22 protein-coding genes are annotated in these 14,700 nt (G+C 60.2%); 21 read left to right on the top strand and 1 reads right to left on the bottom strand.

Annotation, left to right across the window (positions count from 1 at the left end):
- Positions 1–95 precede the first annotated feature (95 nt).
- From ACIOVF_RS24065 to ACIOVF_RS24035, 7 genes are read left to right on the top strand one after another with little or no spacing between them, the layout of a single operon-like run.
- Positions 96–326 (top strand): hypothetical protein, encoded by a 231-nt coding sequence (locus ACIOVF_RS24065; protein ID WP_401292999.1) that lies wholly within the window; start codon positions 96–98, stop codon positions 324–326.
- 8 nt (positions 327–334) lie between these two features.
- A complete protein-coding gene (locus tag ACIOVF_RS24060) occupies positions 335–796 on the top strand; it encodes a proteasome subunit beta (RefSeq protein WP_401292996.1) in 462 nt (153 codons plus the stop codon).
- Positions 762–1,370 (top strand): putative metallopeptidase, encoded by a 609-nt coding sequence (locus ACIOVF_RS24055; RefSeq protein WP_401292993.1) that lies wholly within the window; start codon positions 762–764, stop codon positions 1,368–1,370. Before ACIOVF_RS24060 ends, ACIOVF_RS24055 begins: the two co-directional genes overlap by 35 nt.
- A gap of 31 nt (positions 1,371–1,401) precedes the next feature.
- Positions 1,402–1,878: a DUF2280 domain-containing protein gene (locus tag ACIOVF_RS24050; protein ID WP_401292990.1), complete on the top strand. Its 477-nt coding sequence runs from the start codon at positions 1,402–1,404 to the stop codon at positions 1,876–1,878.
- On the top strand, positions 1,853–3,172 hold the full coding sequence (locus tag ACIOVF_RS24045; RefSeq protein WP_401292987.1) for a terminase: 1,320 nt from the start codon (positions 1,853–1,855) through the stop codon (positions 3,170–3,172). The genes ACIOVF_RS24050 and ACIOVF_RS24045 overlap by 26 nt, the downstream gene beginning before the upstream one ends.
- Positions 3,173–3,174: 2 nt before the next feature.
- Entirely contained in the window at positions 3,175–4,554 is a 1,380-nt protein-coding gene (locus tag ACIOVF_RS24040; RefSeq protein WP_401292984.1) for a DUF4055 domain-containing protein, read from the top strand.
- Positions 4,554–5,630, top strand: coding sequence for a hypothetical protein (locus tag ACIOVF_RS24035; RefSeq protein WP_401292981.1), 1,077 nt, complete (start codon positions 4,554–4,556; stop codon positions 5,628–5,630). The genes ACIOVF_RS24040 and ACIOVF_RS24035 overlap by 1 nt, the downstream gene beginning before the upstream one ends.
- A 44-nt stretch (positions 5,631–5,674) precedes the next feature.
- Here the strand turns inward: ACIOVF_RS24035 and ACIOVF_RS24030 are convergent, their stop codons facing one another.
- Complete coding sequence (locus tag ACIOVF_RS24030; protein ID WP_401292978.1) at positions 5,675–6,169, bottom strand: hypothetical protein; 495 nt, start codon at positions 6,167–6,169, stop codon at positions 5,675–5,677.
- Positions 6,170–6,347: 178 nt separating this feature from the next.
- Here ACIOVF_RS24030 and ACIOVF_RS24025 point away from each other — a divergent pair, with 178 nt between their 5' ends.
- From ACIOVF_RS24025 to ACIOVF_RS23960, 14 genes are all read left to right on the top strand, one after another.
- Positions 6,348–7,094: a DUF6651 domain-containing protein gene (locus ACIOVF_RS24025; protein ID WP_401292975.1), complete on the top strand. Its 747-nt coding sequence runs from the start codon at positions 6,348–6,350 to the stop codon at positions 7,092–7,094.
- A 9-nt stretch (positions 7,095–7,103) separates the two neighbouring features.
- Positions 7,104–8,072 carry a major capsid protein gene (locus ACIOVF_RS24020; protein ID WP_401292972.1) on the top strand — a complete coding sequence of 323 codons (969 nt, stop codon included), beginning with the start codon at positions 7,104–7,106 and terminating at the stop codon, positions 8,070–8,072.
- Between the two features lie 42 nt (positions 8,073–8,114).
- Complete coding sequence (locus tag ACIOVF_RS24015; protein ID WP_401292969.1) at positions 8,115–8,411, top strand: hypothetical protein; 297 nt, start codon at positions 8,115–8,117, stop codon at positions 8,409–8,411.
- Complete coding sequence (locus ACIOVF_RS24010; RefSeq protein ID WP_401292966.1) at positions 8,411–8,779, top strand: hypothetical protein; 369 nt, start codon at positions 8,411–8,413, stop codon at positions 8,777–8,779. Before ACIOVF_RS24015 ends, ACIOVF_RS24010 begins: the two co-directional genes overlap by 1 nt.
- A gap of 1 nt (position 8,780) precedes the next feature.
- Positions 8,781–9,164, top strand: a complete 384-nt coding sequence (locus ACIOVF_RS24005) for a glutamate 5-kinase (protein WP_401292963.1) — start codon at positions 8,781–8,783, stop codon at positions 9,162–9,164.
- Positions 9,165–9,167: 3 nt separating this feature from the next.
- Positions 9,168–9,554 carry an HK97 gp10 family phage protein gene (locus tag ACIOVF_RS24000; protein WP_401292960.1) on the top strand — a complete coding sequence of 129 codons (387 nt, stop codon included), beginning with the start codon at positions 9,168–9,170 and terminating at the stop codon, positions 9,552–9,554.
- The gene (locus ACIOVF_RS23995; protein ID WP_401292957.1) at positions 9,551–9,958 is read left to right on the top strand and encodes a phage tail terminator-like protein; all 408 of its coding nucleotides are present in this window, start codon (positions 9,551–9,553) and stop codon (positions 9,956–9,958) included. The genes ACIOVF_RS24000 and ACIOVF_RS23995 overlap by 4 nt, the downstream gene beginning before the upstream one ends.
- Before the next feature lie 125 nt (positions 9,959–10,083).
- Complete coding sequence (locus tag ACIOVF_RS23990) at positions 10,084–10,587, top strand: KilA-N domain-containing protein (RefSeq protein WP_401292954.1); 504 nt, start codon at positions 10,084–10,086, stop codon at positions 10,585–10,587.
- A gap of 66 nt (positions 10,588–10,653) precedes the next feature.
- Positions 10,654–11,823: a phage tail tube protein gene (locus ACIOVF_RS23985; protein ID WP_401292951.1), complete on the top strand. Its 1,170-nt coding sequence runs from the start codon at positions 10,654–10,656 to the stop codon at positions 11,821–11,823.
- Between the two features lie 56 nt (positions 11,824–11,879).
- Positions 11,880–12,395 carry a hypothetical protein gene (locus ACIOVF_RS23980; protein ID WP_401292948.1) on the top strand — a complete coding sequence of 172 codons (516 nt, stop codon included), beginning with the start codon at positions 11,880–11,882 and terminating at the stop codon, positions 12,393–12,395.
- A gap of 14 nt (positions 12,396–12,409) precedes the next feature.
- Complete coding sequence (locus ACIOVF_RS23975) at positions 12,410–12,652, top strand: hypothetical protein (protein WP_401292945.1); 243 nt, start codon at positions 12,410–12,412, stop codon at positions 12,650–12,652.
- A gap of 604 nt (positions 12,653–13,256) precedes the next feature.
- Complete coding sequence (locus ACIOVF_RS23970; protein WP_401292942.1) at positions 13,257–13,802, top strand: hypothetical protein; 546 nt, start codon at positions 13,257–13,259, stop codon at positions 13,800–13,802.
- A gap of 3 nt (positions 13,803–13,805) precedes the next feature.
- Positions 13,806–14,246 (top strand): type II toxin-antitoxin system YafO family toxin, encoded by a 441-nt coding sequence (locus tag ACIOVF_RS23965; RefSeq protein WP_401292939.1) that lies wholly within the window; start codon positions 13,806–13,808, stop codon positions 14,244–14,246.
- Between the two features lie 84 nt (positions 14,247–14,330).
- Entirely contained in the window at positions 14,331–14,681 is a 351-nt protein-coding gene (locus ACIOVF_RS23960) for a hypothetical protein (RefSeq protein ID WP_401292936.1), read from the top strand.
- Positions 14,682–14,700 lie beyond the last annotated feature (19 nt).

Here is a 14,700-nt window from a genome sequence, read left to right as displayed (position 1 = left end):
TTAACTATTAGTCACTCATTTGGATGGCTGCCACAAACCTTCGGGATAGGCGACGGGTGGAGTCGACCATGATTCATCGAACAAAGGAGCTACCCATGGATAACCAGCACAAGAAAATCACCGGCTACCGCGACCTTAGCCAAAGCGAGATCGACGGAATGAACTCGATCAAGGCCCTGGAAGCGGACGCCGGCGAGCTGTTCAAGCAGATCGGGCAGATCGAAGGCGTCGACCATCGCACCCTGGCCCTGGCCAAGACCAACCTGCAGCAGGGTTTCATGTGGTTCGTGCGATCGATCGCTAAGCCTGCCGATCCGTTCGTCTGAGGTGCGACATGACCACCATTGCCTACAAGGACGGCGTTATCGCCTATGACTCTCGCGTCACTCGTGGCTCGCTCATCGACCATGATGACTATGAGAAGCTCATCCATAGGAATGGGCATCAGTTCCTGTTCACGGGTTGTGGTCCGGATTTTTCCGCCCTGATGGATGAGTTTTTCGGTGTGAAGGCCGGTGATAGGCCTCTCGACGCGAGCGGCCTGGTCGTCACCAACGGAAGGATCTGTCTGATCGGTCGAGATGCCGAGAGCGGATTCTGGGTTGACGAGGTCTGGATGGAGCGCCCGTTTGCCATCGGTAGCGGACGCGACTTCGCGCTCGCTGCTATGGATATGGGGGCAAGCGCAGAAGATGCGGTGCGCGCAGCCATGAAGCGTGATGTCTATACCGGCGGCAAGGTCCGGACTTTGAGGGTTACTCATGAGCCGACCACTTCCGCCGAGCGATCTGCTTGAGTCACCATTCCTGATCCTCAGGCCCGCTCCCGAACTGTGGGAGTGGATACAGCGCGAGATCCTCACCACCACCGGCAGCATCCACAACGAAGAGCACGCCCATCTGATCGATGCGAGCATCGGCGTGCTCTGGGCCTCCTCAGCCTTCGTGAAGAAGGGGCGCGCCGTACTTGGCCAGGCCGAACAGCTGATGATCCGCGCTGGTGGTTGGCAGAAGGCTCGCCAAGAGCAGCAGATGCGGGACTGGTTCGGGCATGAGCCTGAGTTTCTCATCACCCTGGCCGGCGACTACTGCGCTCAGTGCAGCGAGGCCGAGTTCTGCGCTCTGGTAGAGCACGAGCTGTATCACATCGCGCACAAGCTCGATAAGTACGGAGCTCCGGCGTTCACTGAGTCGGGCATGCCAAAGCTTGAGATGCGCGGTCACGACGTCGAGGAGTTCGTCGGAGTGGTTCGCCGGTATGGGCCAAGCCACGACGTTCAGCAGCTGATTGACGCTGCAAGCAGGCCGCCTGAGGTGGCCAAGATCAACATTTCGAGGGCCTGCGGAACCTGTCTGCTCAAGTTGGCCTGATGTGAGACAGGCATGAGACGGAATCCAATCTATGGCAGCCCTGAAAAGCGATGTTAAAGCCTTCATCGTTCAGGCTTTGGCGTGCTTCGACACGCCTACTCAGGTCTCACAAGCCGTTAAGCAAGAGTTCGACATCGACGTCACTCGCCAGCAGGTGGAGCAGCACGACCCAACCAAGCGTGCCGGGGCCAATCTGGCAGCCAAGTGGCGGACCCTATTCGAAGACACCCGCAAGCGCTTCCGTGAGGAAACGGCGGAGATCCCCATTGCCAACCGCGCGTTCCGCCTGCGCGGCCTTGGGCGAATGGCCGAGAAGGCCGAGAACATGCGCAACCTGGCGCTGACTGCCCAGCTGTACGAGCAAGCAGCCAAGGAATGCGGCGACATGTACGTCAACCGTAAGATCGAACCCGACAAGCCCCTGGGCTCCCAGGCGGACCAGCAGCACGCCGTAGCTGAGTACACCCTGGAGCCTGATGAGAATGTCCCTGCTACCCCGTACCTATGAGGCACCGGTCAAGCTGACGCCGAAACAGGCAAACATCTACGTCTGGGGTTACCAGCGGAATGCGCGCTTCCGTGACGCGGTATGCGGCCGCCGATTTGGCAAGACCTTCCTCGGGAAGGCAGAAATGCGCCGCGCTGCCCGGCTGGCTGCTGAATGGGGTGTGAGCGTCGAGGACGAGATCTGGTACGCCGCCCCGACACAAAAGCAGGCCCGCCGGGTGTTCTGGCGCCGACTGAAGCAGGCTATCCCTCGGGGATGGCGCGACTGCAAGCCGAACGAATCGGACATGCTGATCACGCTCAAGAGCGGTCACTTGATCCGCTGCGTGGGCTTGGAGAACTACGACGACCTGCGCGGCTCTGGCCTGTTCTTTGTCTTGGTGGACGAATGGGCCGACTGCAAGTGGGCTGCCTGGGAAGAAGTCCTGCGGCCGATGCTCTCGACCTGCGAGTACGTCGTCCCTGGAATTGGTAAGTGCAAGGGCGGTCACGCTCTGCGCATCGGCACGCCGAAGGGGTTTAACCACTGCTTCGACACCTACCGCGACGGCCAGCCCGGTGGAGAGCCTGACCACAAGAGCTGGCTCTACACCTCGCTGCAGGGCGGCAACGTTCCAGCCGAAGAGCTGGATGCGGCCAGGCGGAAGATGGACCCGCGTACGTTCCGGCAGGAGTACGAGGCCAGCTTCGAGAACTACGCTGGCGTCGTCTACTACACCTTCAGCCGCAACGATAGCCGGACCAGCGAGCGCATCAAGCCCGGTGAGGCTCTGCACATCGGTATGGACTTCAACGTCATGAAGATGGCGGCGGTGGTCTACGTGGTACGTGAAGGACTGCCACTGGCCCTGGATGAATTCCATTCGGTGCGCGACACGCCCGAGATGATCGAGAAAATCAAGGCACGCTTCCCGGGACATGGTATCGCGGTCTATCCCGACGCCAGCGGCCAGAACACCAGCAGCAAAAACGCCAGCGAGTCAGATCTTTCCCTGCTGCGCAAGGCGGGTTTTACGGTGATCGTGGATAGCCAGAACCCTAGCGTCAAAGACCGGGTGAACTCGGTCAATGCCATGCTCATGAACACCTACGGCGAGCGACGACTGAAGGTGAATGTCGATCAATGCCCACAGCTCACCCTGTGCCTTGAGCGCCAGACCTACAACGACAAGGGCGAGCCGGACAAAGACCCGAAAAAGGGTCATGACCACATGAACGACGCCGCCGGCTACTTCATCTGCAAGCGTTACCCGATCAACGTGGCAATGACCACAAGTCAATCCCTGAGAATGTGACCATGAGCGATAACCCAAGTATCACGCTGCCCGCGGTCGACGCCATGCGCGCCTACTGGGCCGTGATCACGCCGCTCATGGGCGGGACGATGGCGATGCGCGCGGCGGGCAAGACCCTGTTACCGCAATACCCCGCCGAGGATGACGACTCCTACAAGGAGCGTCTGCGCCTCTCGACGCTGCTGCCGGCCTATTCCGAGACGGTTAGCAACATGACCTCCCGGGTGTTCGCCGAGCCGCTGCAGGTCGGTGACGATGTGCCTGAGGCCATCCAGGTGATGGCCAAGGATATCGACTTCGCTGGCAATGACCTCAACTCCTGGTCGGTGGAGTTCTTCCGCGAAGGCCTGAGCCATGGTCTGTGCCATGCGTTCGTTGATCACCCGCCTGCTGAGGGTGTTCGCACCCAGGCAGATGAGCAGGCTGCCGGTGTGCGTCCCTACGTCGTCCTGGTGAAGCCAGAGCAGGTTTTGGGCTGGCGCTCCAAGGGCGGCGTCCTCACCATGGTCCGCTACATCGAGGTGATCGAGGAAGAGGACGGCGACTTCGGCGCCAAGTGCGTCGAGCAGGTCCGGGTGCTGGAACCTGGCAAGTGGCGCACCTACCGCCGCGCCGAGAAGGGCGGCGTGTGGGCGCTGCATGACGAGGGCACCAACAGCCTGACCAGCATCCCTTGGGTCACGTTCTACACCGGCCGCACTGGCTTCATGACCGCGAAGCCTCCGCTACTGGAACTGGCTCACCTTAACGTCAAGCACTGGCAGAGCCAAAGCGACCAGGACAACATCCTGCATGTGATTCGAGTGCCAATTCTGGTGCGGATTGGCGTGCAACCGATGTTCAATGATCAGGGCCAACCGGTGCCGCCAGAGTTCAAGGTAGGCACCGGCGCGCTGACCGACTTGCCGGCCACCGGCGACCTCAAGTATGTCGAGCACACCGGTCAGGCGGTCGAGGCCGGCCGTACGGCGCTGCAGGACCTGATCGGCGAGATGCGCATGGCCGGTGCCAAGCTACTGACTCCTGAAAAGGCTGCGACCAAGACCGCCACGCAAGCGGAGGAAGAAGCAGCTCAAGAGCTTTCTCCGCTGGCGCGCATGGCAAGTCATTTCGGCGACTGCCTAGCGCAGCTGCTGCAGTACATGGCCGACTATCGTGGCCTCGGCGAGGGTGGCGCGGTCGAGATGCGCGGAAACTTCGACGTGGACTACATGCCGGAGGTGTCGCTTCCGACCCTGGTGGCTATGGCGAACGCTGGCATGATCTCCAAGGAAACGCTGTTCACCGAGATGCAGCGCCGCGGTGTGATCAGTGACGAATACGACTGGCCCGAAGAGCTTGAGAAAATCGAGTCCCAAGGCCCTGCACTCGGTGCGCTGTGATGAAGACGGCCAACGAGAGGTTGCTGGATGAACTGATCGGGCATGAGGTTGACCTTTCCAGGCTGAGCAATGGCCAGGTCAGGGCGATCATCAAGATCCTGAACAGCAAGGACGCCGAGCTGCGGGCTGCATTCATTGAGGCGATCGACAATCTCGGTACCGATCTATCGGCACCGGCAGTGGATAGGGCGCTGGCTGAAGTGCTGCGCCTTAACCAGGCCACGTTCGTCGAGATCCGTCAGGCCCTGGACCAGGCCACCGACAGCTTGATCAGCTACGAGCTCGCTTTCCAGCAGGGTGCGCTGCGAGCAGTTCTGCCTGCAGTGGTGCAAGAGGCTTTCCCTGTCGTTACGCCTACGTTCAGCCAGGTCAAAGCCATCGCCCAGGCCAGGCCATTCCAAGGGCGTCTGCTCAGGGAGTGGATGGCCGGCATTGAGGCGAACCGCGCCGCTGCTGTTCGCGATGCCGTCCGCGCTGGCGTGATTGAGGGGCGCACGACTGCCGATATTGTCCGCACCGTCATGGGCACCCGGGCACAGAACTACTCCGACGGCATCCTGCAGAAGCCCAGGCGCGAAGTTGAGGCGGTCGTCCGGTCCGCTATATCGCACACTGCCGAAACGGCCAGTGACGCCGCCTACGAGGCCAACAGCGACATCATCAGCCATGTTGAATGGCTCAGTACCCTGGACACGCGAACTTCGACTACCTGCCGCATCAGAGACCGCCTGCCGTACACGCTGGGCACCTACAAGCCGATCGGGCACAAGATCCCATGGCTTGCCGGACCTGGGCGGGTTCACTTCTGCTGCCGGTCCACCAAGCTGCCGATCCTGAAGAGTGCATCCAGGCTTGGATTCAGCGATAGCGCGACGCGGGCCAGCATGGACGGTCAGGTGCCGCAGTCGACCACATACGCCGACTGGTTGCGTCGTCAGCCAGCAGCCCGCCAGGACGAGATTCTCGGACCGGCGCGGGCGCGGTTAATGCGTGAGGGTGGCCTGAATCTGGAAGTCTTCTACAACGACAAGGGGAGGCTCCTGACGCTGGAAGAGCTGCAGGACCGCCTGAAGTAAATCCGCGCCACGAAATGCTGGTATGTAAGTTCGTGGCGCGGCGCTTAGTTCAAGCAGGCAGTTCTCCTCTGATTGTATTTCTCCATGAGGTCGAAATATGTTGCTGGCCAGCCTTTCATCGCGGTTGTCGCCTCTCCTATGGCTACAATTTTCTCCTCGGTCGTACGAGCCATCAGCCCAATCAGAATCACCCGCGAGAGTTTGTAGGTGGCGACTGTCAGCTCCGGGGAGGAATAGGCGGTTAAGCGCATTGCGCTATCCAGAACGTCTTGGCCAAGTTTGTGAAAACCTTCTTCGGTGAGTTCAGGATCCTGAGATTTGCTTCCCAGTGCCGCGATGCTGGCCAGAAGCAGTTCAGCTTTTTCTCGAATGAGTAATTCCTGTTTGTCCACACGTCGAATGCAACTTTCAGCGGCAGCTTGCTTTGTAGATTGGTGGCTCGAGTACCACGTCATGATCCCTCCGGAGAGAGTGACGACAAGTCCCAGGATTGTGATCAGCGTGGCCCATTTGGTGGGACTGGGGGTAGCAACTTCCAATGCATGCTCCTGAATCTTTTTCTGAAATGGTTAGAGCGAAGCCTAACCTCGATCACTCCGAGTGAAAACCAAACATCCCTGGCCAGGCGCCGGGGCTTTTTATGCCTGCGGTTCGGATGGACGGGGCGCAATGGGGCCGGATGGCTCACCAACTGGCCGGATGGCCCAGAGAGACGAGATGAAACTCAAGACTGTTGAACTGGACGGCAAGCAATACGCTGAGATCCAGGATGGCAAGCCGGTGTATATCGAAGACGATGGCAAAGAGGTCGCCTTCGATGCGGTCGGCACTCGCAACACCATCACCCGGCTGAATGCCGAGGCGAAGTCGCACCGTGAGCGCGCGGACAGCTTCGAGAAGACTGCGAAGGCGTTCGAAGGCATCGAAGATGCTGCGGCCGCCAAGAAAGCCCTGGAGATCGTCGCCAACCTCGATGCCAAGAAACTGGTGGATGCCGGTGAGATCGAGAAGGTAAAGGGCGAGATCAGCAAGGCCTACCAGACCCAACTGGACGAAGCCAACGGCAAGGCGCAGACCTTCGAGCAGCAGCTGTATGCCGAGAAGATCGGCGGCAGCTTCGCCCGCTCGCAGTTCATCGCTGAGAAGATGGCAGTGCCGGCGGACATGGTTCAAGCCACCTTCGGCAACAGCTTTAAGATTGAGGAAGGCAAGGTCGTTGCCTACGACGCCCAGGGCCAGAAGATCTTCAGCCGTTCCCGACCTGGTGAGCTGGCCGACTTCAACGAAGCACTGGAAACCCTCGTCTCGCAGTACCCCCATCGTGACCACATCCTCAAGAGCTCCGGCGCCAATGGCGGTGGCGCTCCTAATGGCGGTGGCAATTCCAAAAACACCAAGGGTAGCTTCGGTGGCGCCAAGGCTGATCGCCTGGAAGCCATCAAGAGCCTGACCGCGAGCGAATAAGGAGGCCCAATGGCCCTTTCGAACATGAAGGTATTCAACGAATACCTCAAACGCATCACCATCGAGACCCTGGCTCAGGACGTCGAGAAGTTCAACGCGTCCTCGGCCGGTGCCATCCGCCTGACCACCCAGGGCATCGACGGCGACTTCCTGCAAGAGTCGTTCTGGGCTGGCCTGCACGGTGCCCAGCGGCGCGTCGATCGTTACGCCGCCAACGGTAACCAGGCCGCGACTCCCCTGTCCCAGAAGCAGTACGACTCGGTGAAGATCGCAGGTGGCTTCGGCCCGATCCTGTGGGAGCCTTCCCAGCTCTCCTGGATCCAGAAGAACCCGGAGGAAGCGCTGGAAGTGATCAGCCGCAACCTGTCCGAAGCCATCATGTCGGACCAGCTGAACACCGCCATCTCGGCCCTGGCCGGCGCTATCGGCAACCAGCCGGGGGCCACCAACGATGTGTCGGCCACCGCTGGCGTGACCTACGTGGCGATCAACAATGCCCACGCTCTGTTCGGCGACGCCTCCCAGCGCCTGGTGGCTCAGGTCATGACCGGCGCCATGTACCACAAGCTGGTCGGCCAGAACCTCGCCAACGCCGAGCGCCTGTTCCAGTTCTCCGGCGTGCAGGTGGTCGACATCCTCGGCAAGGCCGTGATCATCACCGACGCCCCGGCGCTGTACGAGGCCGGCACCCCGAACAAGCAGAAGGTGCTCAGCCTGGCTGACGGCGCCGCAGTGGTGATGGATGGCTCTGACCTGATCACCAACATCGAGACCTCCAACGGCAAGGAGCGCATCGAGACCACTATGCAGGCCGACTACACCTTCGGCCTGGGCCTCAAGGGCTACACATGGGATACCGCCAACGGCGGCAAATCGCCGACCAACGCCGAATTGTCCACCGGCACCAACTGGGACCTGGTGGCGAACAGCATCAAGGCCTCGGCCGGTGTGCTGACCATCGGTGACGCCACCAAGTAACCGGTACCGCGCCCTCCGGGGCGCCTTCCCCAGGAGATCGCCATGAGCGAGAAAGTGATTTACGAGAAGCACCCGGTCAGCCCAGAGCGTAAAGCCGAGCTGCGGCAGAAAGGCTACAAGATCATCGATGCGCGCTTCGCGCCCGATGGCTACGAGCATCCTGAGCCGATCAAGGAGGCCAAAGGCTCGAAGGCCGGTAAGTCCGCCGCCGAGAAGAAGGCTGCCGAAGAAGCCGAGCTGAAGGCAAAGCTGCAGGCGGCCCTGAACGAAAAGGGCGTGCAATTCGGTCCTGACGCGAGCGCGGAAGACCTGCAGAAGCTGCTGGACGAGGCCAAGTAATGACCATCTACATCACCGTCGAGCAGGTAGACGCCCTGCTTGGGCCGACCTGGGCACCCCACGACCAGAAGGCCCGGGCGGTACTGATGACCAACACCTGGCTCACCAATCTCGGCCTGCCTGAGTTCGACCCGGTACCGGACGATGTGGTTCAGGCTGGTGCTGAGGTCGCCCGGGAGGCCGCCGCTGGCAACATCTTTGCGGCCAAGGAAACCGGGGTGCTGAGCAAATCGGTAGATGCTGACGGAGTGTCCAGCAGCAAGACCTACTCGGCGACCGCCCGAAAGATCAGCGCCGGCGAGTCATTCGCCTTGGCGCTACTGAGCCAATACCTGGGCACCGGCCAGGCTAAGATAGTGAGGGGTTGATATGGGCCTTCGAGACGAGCTGCAGGCCGACCTGGCCGAAGCGTTCAACACGGACCTGGCAGATGCAGTGCTGGCCTTCACGGGCGAGTACATGGGGCCTGGCGTTTGGGATCCGGTCAACGAAACCACGACAGCTCAGCCGGTTACCTACGCGGGCCGGGGTGTGCTTTCGCGATATGAAGACAGCCGGATCGACAACATCAACATCCTCGTGGGTGATCTGCGCCTCACTACGCTGGCCAACGAGGTCACCGATACCCCGGATGTCGGGCACAAAATCACGGCCCCCGACCTGATGGATCGTACCAAGCAGGTGGTCTACCTGGTCAAGTCGGTTCGAGCTGATCCGGCCTCGGCCACCTATCGTGTGCAACTGAGGAAGTGACCCATGGCCAAGCGAGGATGGAGCACACCGCCAAGCCTGTTCGCCGGCGTGGTCGAAGAGGCGCTGACTCAGCGGGTGCGGGTGATCACCCTGGCCATGCTCAACGAGATCGTGCTCCGGTCGCCGGTCGATACCGGGCGGTTTCGAGGCAACAACATCGTGAGCGTTGGCGCGCCGGTCTATACGACCACCGAGAACCTGGACAAGAGTGGCGGCGAGACGATCCAGCGCGGCCTTTCCGCCATGAGCGGGCTTGAGCCGTACACGCAGGTGTTTATCCAGAACTCACTTCCCTACGCGCTGTCGCTCGAGCAGGGGCACTCAAAGCAGGCTCCTGCCGGCATTTACGAAGCATCCTTCCACAGCGTTTCCCAGGCCTACAGCAGATGACCTTCGAACAGATCCGCGCCGTCATCATCGGCCGCATGCAGCAGTGGGCGGGGATTCCAGCCGATGCCGTCGACTACCCGAACAATCCACAGGGGCCATTCAGTCCAGCAGGCAAGCCAATCTGGGCCAGGCTGGCGGACGTGCCCGGTCTATCCAGCGCTCCAGAGACCGGTATCGGCCCGTGCGTTCGCCGCACCGGCATCATCATGATTCAGCTGTTCGTGCCCAGCAACAAGGGCACCCTGGCCATCACCAAGGCCGCCGACACGCTGGTCGAGCACTTCCAGTTCTACAGCGACCCGGCCGGGCCATTCGAGTGCTACGCGGCCTCTGCCAACACCATCGGCGACGACGGCCACGGCTGGTACCAGGTGAACCTGTCCATTCCATACCGGGCCTACTGAGGCCCCAGTTTCTGCCGTAAGGCAAACAAACACGCAGCCTAGGCCCGTACAGCCGAACGGTGGATGTTCGTTCATCCGTCCGCCCCGGCTGCGTATCTATTCGCCTGATGAACGAGGTGTCATAGATGATCGAGAGCAACGTCATTCCGTTTCACTACCAAGGCCAAGCTGTGCGCTTCAACAGCGACGGCTGGATCAATGCAACTGATGTAGCCAGGCGCTACGGCAAGAAGCCTGCTGAATGGCTGCGCTTGCCTGAGTCGGTCAAGTACATGGACGCGCTGGCCCGCCACTTAAATGTGGGGGAATCCCACCTTTTAGTTCGAAGCGCAAAGGGGCGAAGTGGTGGGACCTGGCTTCACCCAAAGCTGGCCGTCTCATTCGCCCGCTGGCTGGACGTGGATTTTGCCGTCTGGTGCGACCTCCACATCGATGCGCTCCTACGCGGCGAGCTCAATGAGAAGCAGCAGTTCGACCTCGCTTGCCGGGCCCTGGACGATGCCAAGGAGGTCGCCAGCCTGAGTGGCAGAGAGCTGGCCCGCTGGCGAAACAAGAAGCCAGGCCTGGAGCATAAGGTCGAATACTGGCGTGACCAGTTGCAGATGACCCTAGGCCTTGACGCGGCCTGATTCGAACAAGACCAATGCACCGCCATATGGCGGTTTTTTTACGCCTATTGATAGGAGAAACACGCCATGTCGAGTGGTGCCAAGGTTGCAACCGCGCATATCCGAGAGGTCACGCCAGGCGTGACGCCACCGGGCCCCTGGAACGTGCTGACGCGTACCAGCTTCGGGGTTGGGCCCACCTACAACACCGCCGAGAACAACGAAATCGGCGAAGACCGCATGTCGCAGGGCACCGCCCAGACCACCGTGGACGTGGCCGGCGATGTCGGTACCAAGATGCGCTACGGCGCGCTGGACGAGTTCATGGCCTCCTGCTTCGGCAAGGACTGGGACAACAACGTCCTGACCATGGGCAACGACCGGATCAGTTTCAGCCTGGGCTACTACGCTGCGGACGTCGGTATCGCCGGCAAGGCCACCGGCGCCCAGGTCGCCACCATGAACATTCAGGTGTCGAACGACGGCGAGATCGAGGTGACCACCACCTTCGCTGCGACAGGCTGGCAGGACAAGGCCGACGACACCAACTTCATCCTCACACCCGTGGCCGAGGCCTTCCAGCGCCGCTACGGCTTCAAGGACGTCTCCGGCCTCAAGCTAAACGGGGTCCAGGTCGGCGACAACAACGTCTGCGTCGACACCTTCAACCTGCAGTTCGACAACGCCGTGCAGACCCAGCGCTGCATCGGCAACGGCAACCCCTTCGCCGGCAACATCATCCCGACCACCTTCACGCCGTCTGGCAGCATCACCCTGAGCTGGTCGAAGACGGCCTACGAGCTGTGGAAGAAGCAGCAGACCGGTGACGCGATCAGCTTCGAGTTCACCCTGGGCAATGCCGACGGTGCCTACGACTTCCTGATCCCCGAGATGGAGATCAGCGGCTCCTGGCCAGATGGAGGTGCCACCGACATCATCCAGGTGGAACTGACCTACACCGCCCGCCGCGTGTCGCCGACCATCACCCGCCGCCCGGCACCGCCGGCGCCTACTGGCGTAACCGTGGCGCCGTCGACCGCCAGTGTGGCAGTGGCCGCGACCACCAACCTGGCCGCCACCGTAACCCCGGCTGGCTCGACCCAGACCGTCACCTGGTCCAGCTCCGATGTGAGCAAGGCCACCGTCAGTGCCTCCGGCGTTGTGACTGGTGTGGCAGTCGGCAGCGCGACCATCACCGCCACCAGCACCGTGGATGGCACCAAGAAAGGCACCGCGGCGATCACCGTCACGGCATAACCATTGCCCGGCACGCCCTGCGGTGTGTGCCGGGCCATTCTACCGCAGAGGAATTTATGGCTCTCGTAATCACACAAGCGCCGAAACTGGATCTCGACGGCACCCGCTGGGTAGATATCGAGCCCGGCGTCAGGATCAAGGTGGGGTCGTCAGCAAATCCCAAGTTCAAGTCGCACCATGCGTTGATCCTTCGTCATCAGTCAGCAATCGACGTGCGCTACGGCGTAGGTACTGATGGTTTCGATCCTGCCAACGCTGAGATCGCAAGCCTTGACAGCTCTGACGACATGATGGTCGACCTAGTGTGCAAACACATCATTCTCGACTGGGAGGGCGTGGAGGAGGCTGAGACGCCTGGAGTCATCGCGCCTTACACCAAGGAGCGCGGAAAGCTGTTGATCGCTATTCGGCCAGACATCTACTTCACTGCCCTCCAGGTCGCGACTGACATTGCCATCCGGTCCGAGGAGCGCATCAAGGAGTCGGTGGGAAAGCTCTCGCCGTCTACCGATGGGGCCGCGACTGGGCGGGCGAAGAGAACGAGAAAAAGCGCTGGAAGCGAGAACGCCTGAGCGGCGTAGTTGCGGTGCCGCCGGCCCCGGAGATCGATCCGGTCACTGACCAGCTGCTGGACGCCTACAACGCGATCAGCCGGTCCCGGCAGTACGTCGGCATGATGGCCGCGCCGGCGCCGATCACCGCAGGCATGGTCAGTGAGTACCTGGCCCTACACCCGAGCGCCATTGACCGCGCCGAGCTTGAGGCCGCGGTGTTCGCCCTGGATGAAGAGTTTCGCACCAACTGGGCGGAGCATAGTAGTAACGACTGACGCGGTCAGGCCGTAGGAGCAAGCATGAACATCCAGCAGCATCCAATCGACGGCAGCGAGCCGATCTCAGTTACGTGTGATATTTCCGCCAGGGAATCTGTGAAGGGTGAAGTCCTGCAAGAAGTTTGGCCAGATCTGGTCGACCGTGATACCGGAAGGTTCCCCGGGAATCTTGTGACGCCAGAACAACGGGCACTCCTGGAAAGTGCGGCTGGAAAGCTTCGCGGACTGGCTGTGCGGAGCTTGATGACGACGTGTAGTGATGTTTGACGATCACCACGGCAAACGTTACGCCTCGATGCGTAATCAAGGCTCCTTCAAAACTGCTCAAGCTTACCTCCTAGGTCATCAGCGCCCCAGTCCATGGGCTTTCCGGCAACGGACTGGGTCAGTTCGTTGGAGGCACAAAGCTACTACGGCGCCGAGCGGGCCCGGTACTGGCTTTCCATCCACGCTGGATGGGCGGACAGGAGAGGGTAGAAATAAGCGGGGTATCGGTGTCAGTGGTCTAGAAGGGCAGCAACCACAATTGAGTTGTACAGTCGGTGGCGTTATGCTTCCACCCAAAGCACTATCTGCTTGATTCACGCCCGAGGAGGGCAGCATGTCCAGCGCAAAGGTTCCATTTTCGAAGGTAGCGATGCTCAGCTTGGCGTTGAGCATATCGACCTCGTGCGCTCAAATTGCAGCAGCTGCTCCTCAGGTGGTTGAGATCATCAAGCCTGGCGCCAGCTCGAAACACGAGCTTGAGCAAAAGGCCAAATTGCGCAAAAGCATCAAAAACGCGATGGCTTCACTTCGCCAGCTACACAAGTCGATGGAAGAAACCTGTCAGATCTTTGCGGCTGACATCGTAATCCCAAGGCCTGTGCTTAACGAGCACCCGTATGCAGAGATAATCCAGAGCATTCGTGAGCTGGAGGAGGCGAGCAAGGCAAGCGCCTCGCTTGAGGCGCTTCCGATCATCGGCGAGGAGTACCTAGCTCTGCGCCGTCAGTTGGCTAAGACTCGATCTCTTGCTGTGCGCAATGAGATCTTGATCAATCAGCGCCTCAACACTCCACAAGTATTCCAGAGCGAAATTGATCCTGACGGCCTGAAAGCCCTGGCCGACATGGCAACAAACCGCCTTCATCGCCTTGTGAGCTGATGGATGTCGCTAGTCGTTGAGTTCAACTCCGAGACTTTTGACGCCTTATTCCGCGATGTCCTTATCGATTATCCCGGCCTCCTGAGTGCGCTGATTTCCGATTTCTCTCGGTATATTTCGAGTGATCGACTATGGCTTCCTCAGTACTTCGGAAGAGAGGCGGCTTACGTGAAGCCTGACTCTGCGATTGAGGCGGGCCTGATGCACATTCACATCGCCTTGCCTCCTACTTTGTTCCCTGACAAGCGCCCGCAGCATGATCGTACTTGCCCTATGGGTGCGCCCAATCAGGACGCTGCCCTGGTGTACACCCAGGGCCTGTTCGAAGAAGATCGCTATTCGCTTATTGCATTTCTTCACCCAAACGCCCATGGCAAAGCTCGCGAGCGAGCAATCATGAATTACCTGGTGCGTGTCGCAAATCGATTTCGCGATAAGTACTGAGGCTGGACGGCACTCAAGGATTCAGGATTTTGGCGCTTCCTGCTGATGGTGGTAGATTGCCGGCATCATATGGAGGTGCTGGAAATGATACTGACTCGACCACTACTCATTGCGGCGGTGCTCGCTTCATCAGTAGCTCAAGCGACAGAAGAAGACCCTTGCAAGGCATACGATACAGCGGCAAAGGGTGCAATGGAGTACAGGCAGAAGGGAAAGAATTTGTCCGAGGCACTGGCAATTCTTGATAAGCAGGCCTCGAAGATCGCAGATCCAGCGGAGGCCAAGGTTAACTCGATTGTTCGTATTGCATTTGTCGAGGCTTTCAAGCTACCCAGGTACAGCACCGAGCCTATGAAGGCTTCGGCGGTCAGCGACTTCAGGAATGATTTCTATAGCGGCTGCTTGAGGACCATGGCAGAAACAAGGCCAAGGTAGACCGAAAACAACATGACGA

Source organism: Pseudomonas sp. NPDC087612, from assembly GCF_044743505.1.
In the GTDB taxonomy this organism is placed as follows: Bacteria; Pseudomonadota; Gammaproteobacteria; order Pseudomonadales; family Pseudomonadaceae; genus Aquipseudomonas.
This window is presented reverse-complemented; position numbering and strand designations above follow the sequence as displayed.

Excerpts from the sequence above, each read along its gene's own strand:
- ACIOVF_RS23985 (WP_401292951.1), top strand. The coding sequence starts at position 10,654 with ATGTCGAGTGGTGCCAAGGTTGCAACCGCGCATATCCGAGAGGTCACG.
- ACIOVF_RS23995 (WP_401292957.1), top strand. The coding sequence starts at position 9,551 with ATGACCTTCGAACAGATCCGCGCCGTCATCATCGGCCGCATGCAGCAG.
- ACIOVF_RS23960 (WP_401292936.1), top strand. The coding sequence starts at position 14,331 with ATGATACTGACTCGACCACTACTCATTGCGGCGGTGCTCGCTTCATCA.
- ACIOVF_RS23980 (WP_401292948.1), top strand. The coding sequence starts at position 11,880 with ATGGCTCTCGTAATCACACAAGCGCCGAAACTGGATCTCGACGGCACC.
- ACIOVF_RS24050 (WP_401292990.1), top strand. The coding sequence starts at position 1,402 with ATGGCAGCCCTGAAAAGCGATGTTAAAGCCTTCATCGTTCAGGCTTTG.
- ACIOVF_RS24015 (WP_401292969.1), top strand. The coding sequence starts at position 8,115 with ATGAGCGAGAAAGTGATTTACGAGAAGCACCCGGTCAGCCCAGAGCGT.
- ACIOVF_RS24065 (WP_401292999.1), top strand. The coding sequence starts at position 96 with ATGGATAACCAGCACAAGAAAATCACCGGCTACCGCGACCTTAGCCAA.
- ACIOVF_RS24025 (WP_401292975.1), top strand. The coding sequence starts at position 6,348 with ATGAAACTCAAGACTGTTGAACTGGACGGCAAGCAATACGCTGAGATC.
- ACIOVF_RS23970 (WP_401292942.1), top strand. The coding sequence starts at position 13,257 with ATGTCCAGCGCAAAGGTTCCATTTTCGAAGGTAGCGATGCTCAGCTTG.
- ACIOVF_RS24040 (WP_401292984.1), top strand. The coding sequence starts at position 3,175 with ATGAGCGATAACCCAAGTATCACGCTGCCCGCGGTCGACGCCATGCGC.
- ACIOVF_RS24055 (WP_401292993.1), top strand. The coding sequence starts at position 762 with ATGAGCCGACCACTTCCGCCGAGCGATCTGCTTGAGTCACCATTCCTG.
- ACIOVF_RS23965 (WP_401292939.1), top strand. The coding sequence starts at position 13,806 with ATGTCGCTAGTCGTTGAGTTCAACTCCGAGACTTTTGACGCCTTATTC.
- ACIOVF_RS24010 (WP_401292966.1), top strand. The coding sequence starts at position 8,411 with ATGACCATCTACATCACCGTCGAGCAGGTAGACGCCCTGCTTGGGCCG.
- ACIOVF_RS24060 (WP_401292996.1), top strand. The coding sequence starts at position 335 with ATGACCACCATTGCCTACAAGGACGGCGTTATCGCCTATGACTCTCGC.
- ACIOVF_RS24000 (WP_401292960.1), top strand. The coding sequence starts at position 9,168 with ATGGCCAAGCGAGGATGGAGCACACCGCCAAGCCTGTTCGCCGGCGTG.
- ACIOVF_RS23990 (WP_401292954.1), top strand. The coding sequence starts at position 10,084 with ATGATCGAGAGCAACGTCATTCCGTTTCACTACCAAGGCCAAGCTGTG.
- ACIOVF_RS24020 (WP_401292972.1), top strand. The coding sequence starts at position 7,104 with ATGGCCCTTTCGAACATGAAGGTATTCAACGAATACCTCAAACGCATC.
- ACIOVF_RS24035 (WP_401292981.1), top strand. The coding sequence starts at position 4,554 with ATGAAGACGGCCAACGAGAGGTTGCTGGATGAACTGATCGGGCATGAG.
- ACIOVF_RS24005 (WP_401292963.1), top strand. The coding sequence starts at position 8,781 with ATGGGCCTTCGAGACGAGCTGCAGGCCGACCTGGCCGAAGCGTTCAAC.
- ACIOVF_RS24045 (WP_401292987.1), top strand. The coding sequence starts at position 1,853 with ATGTCCCTGCTACCCCGTACCTATGAGGCACCGGTCAAGCTGACGCCG.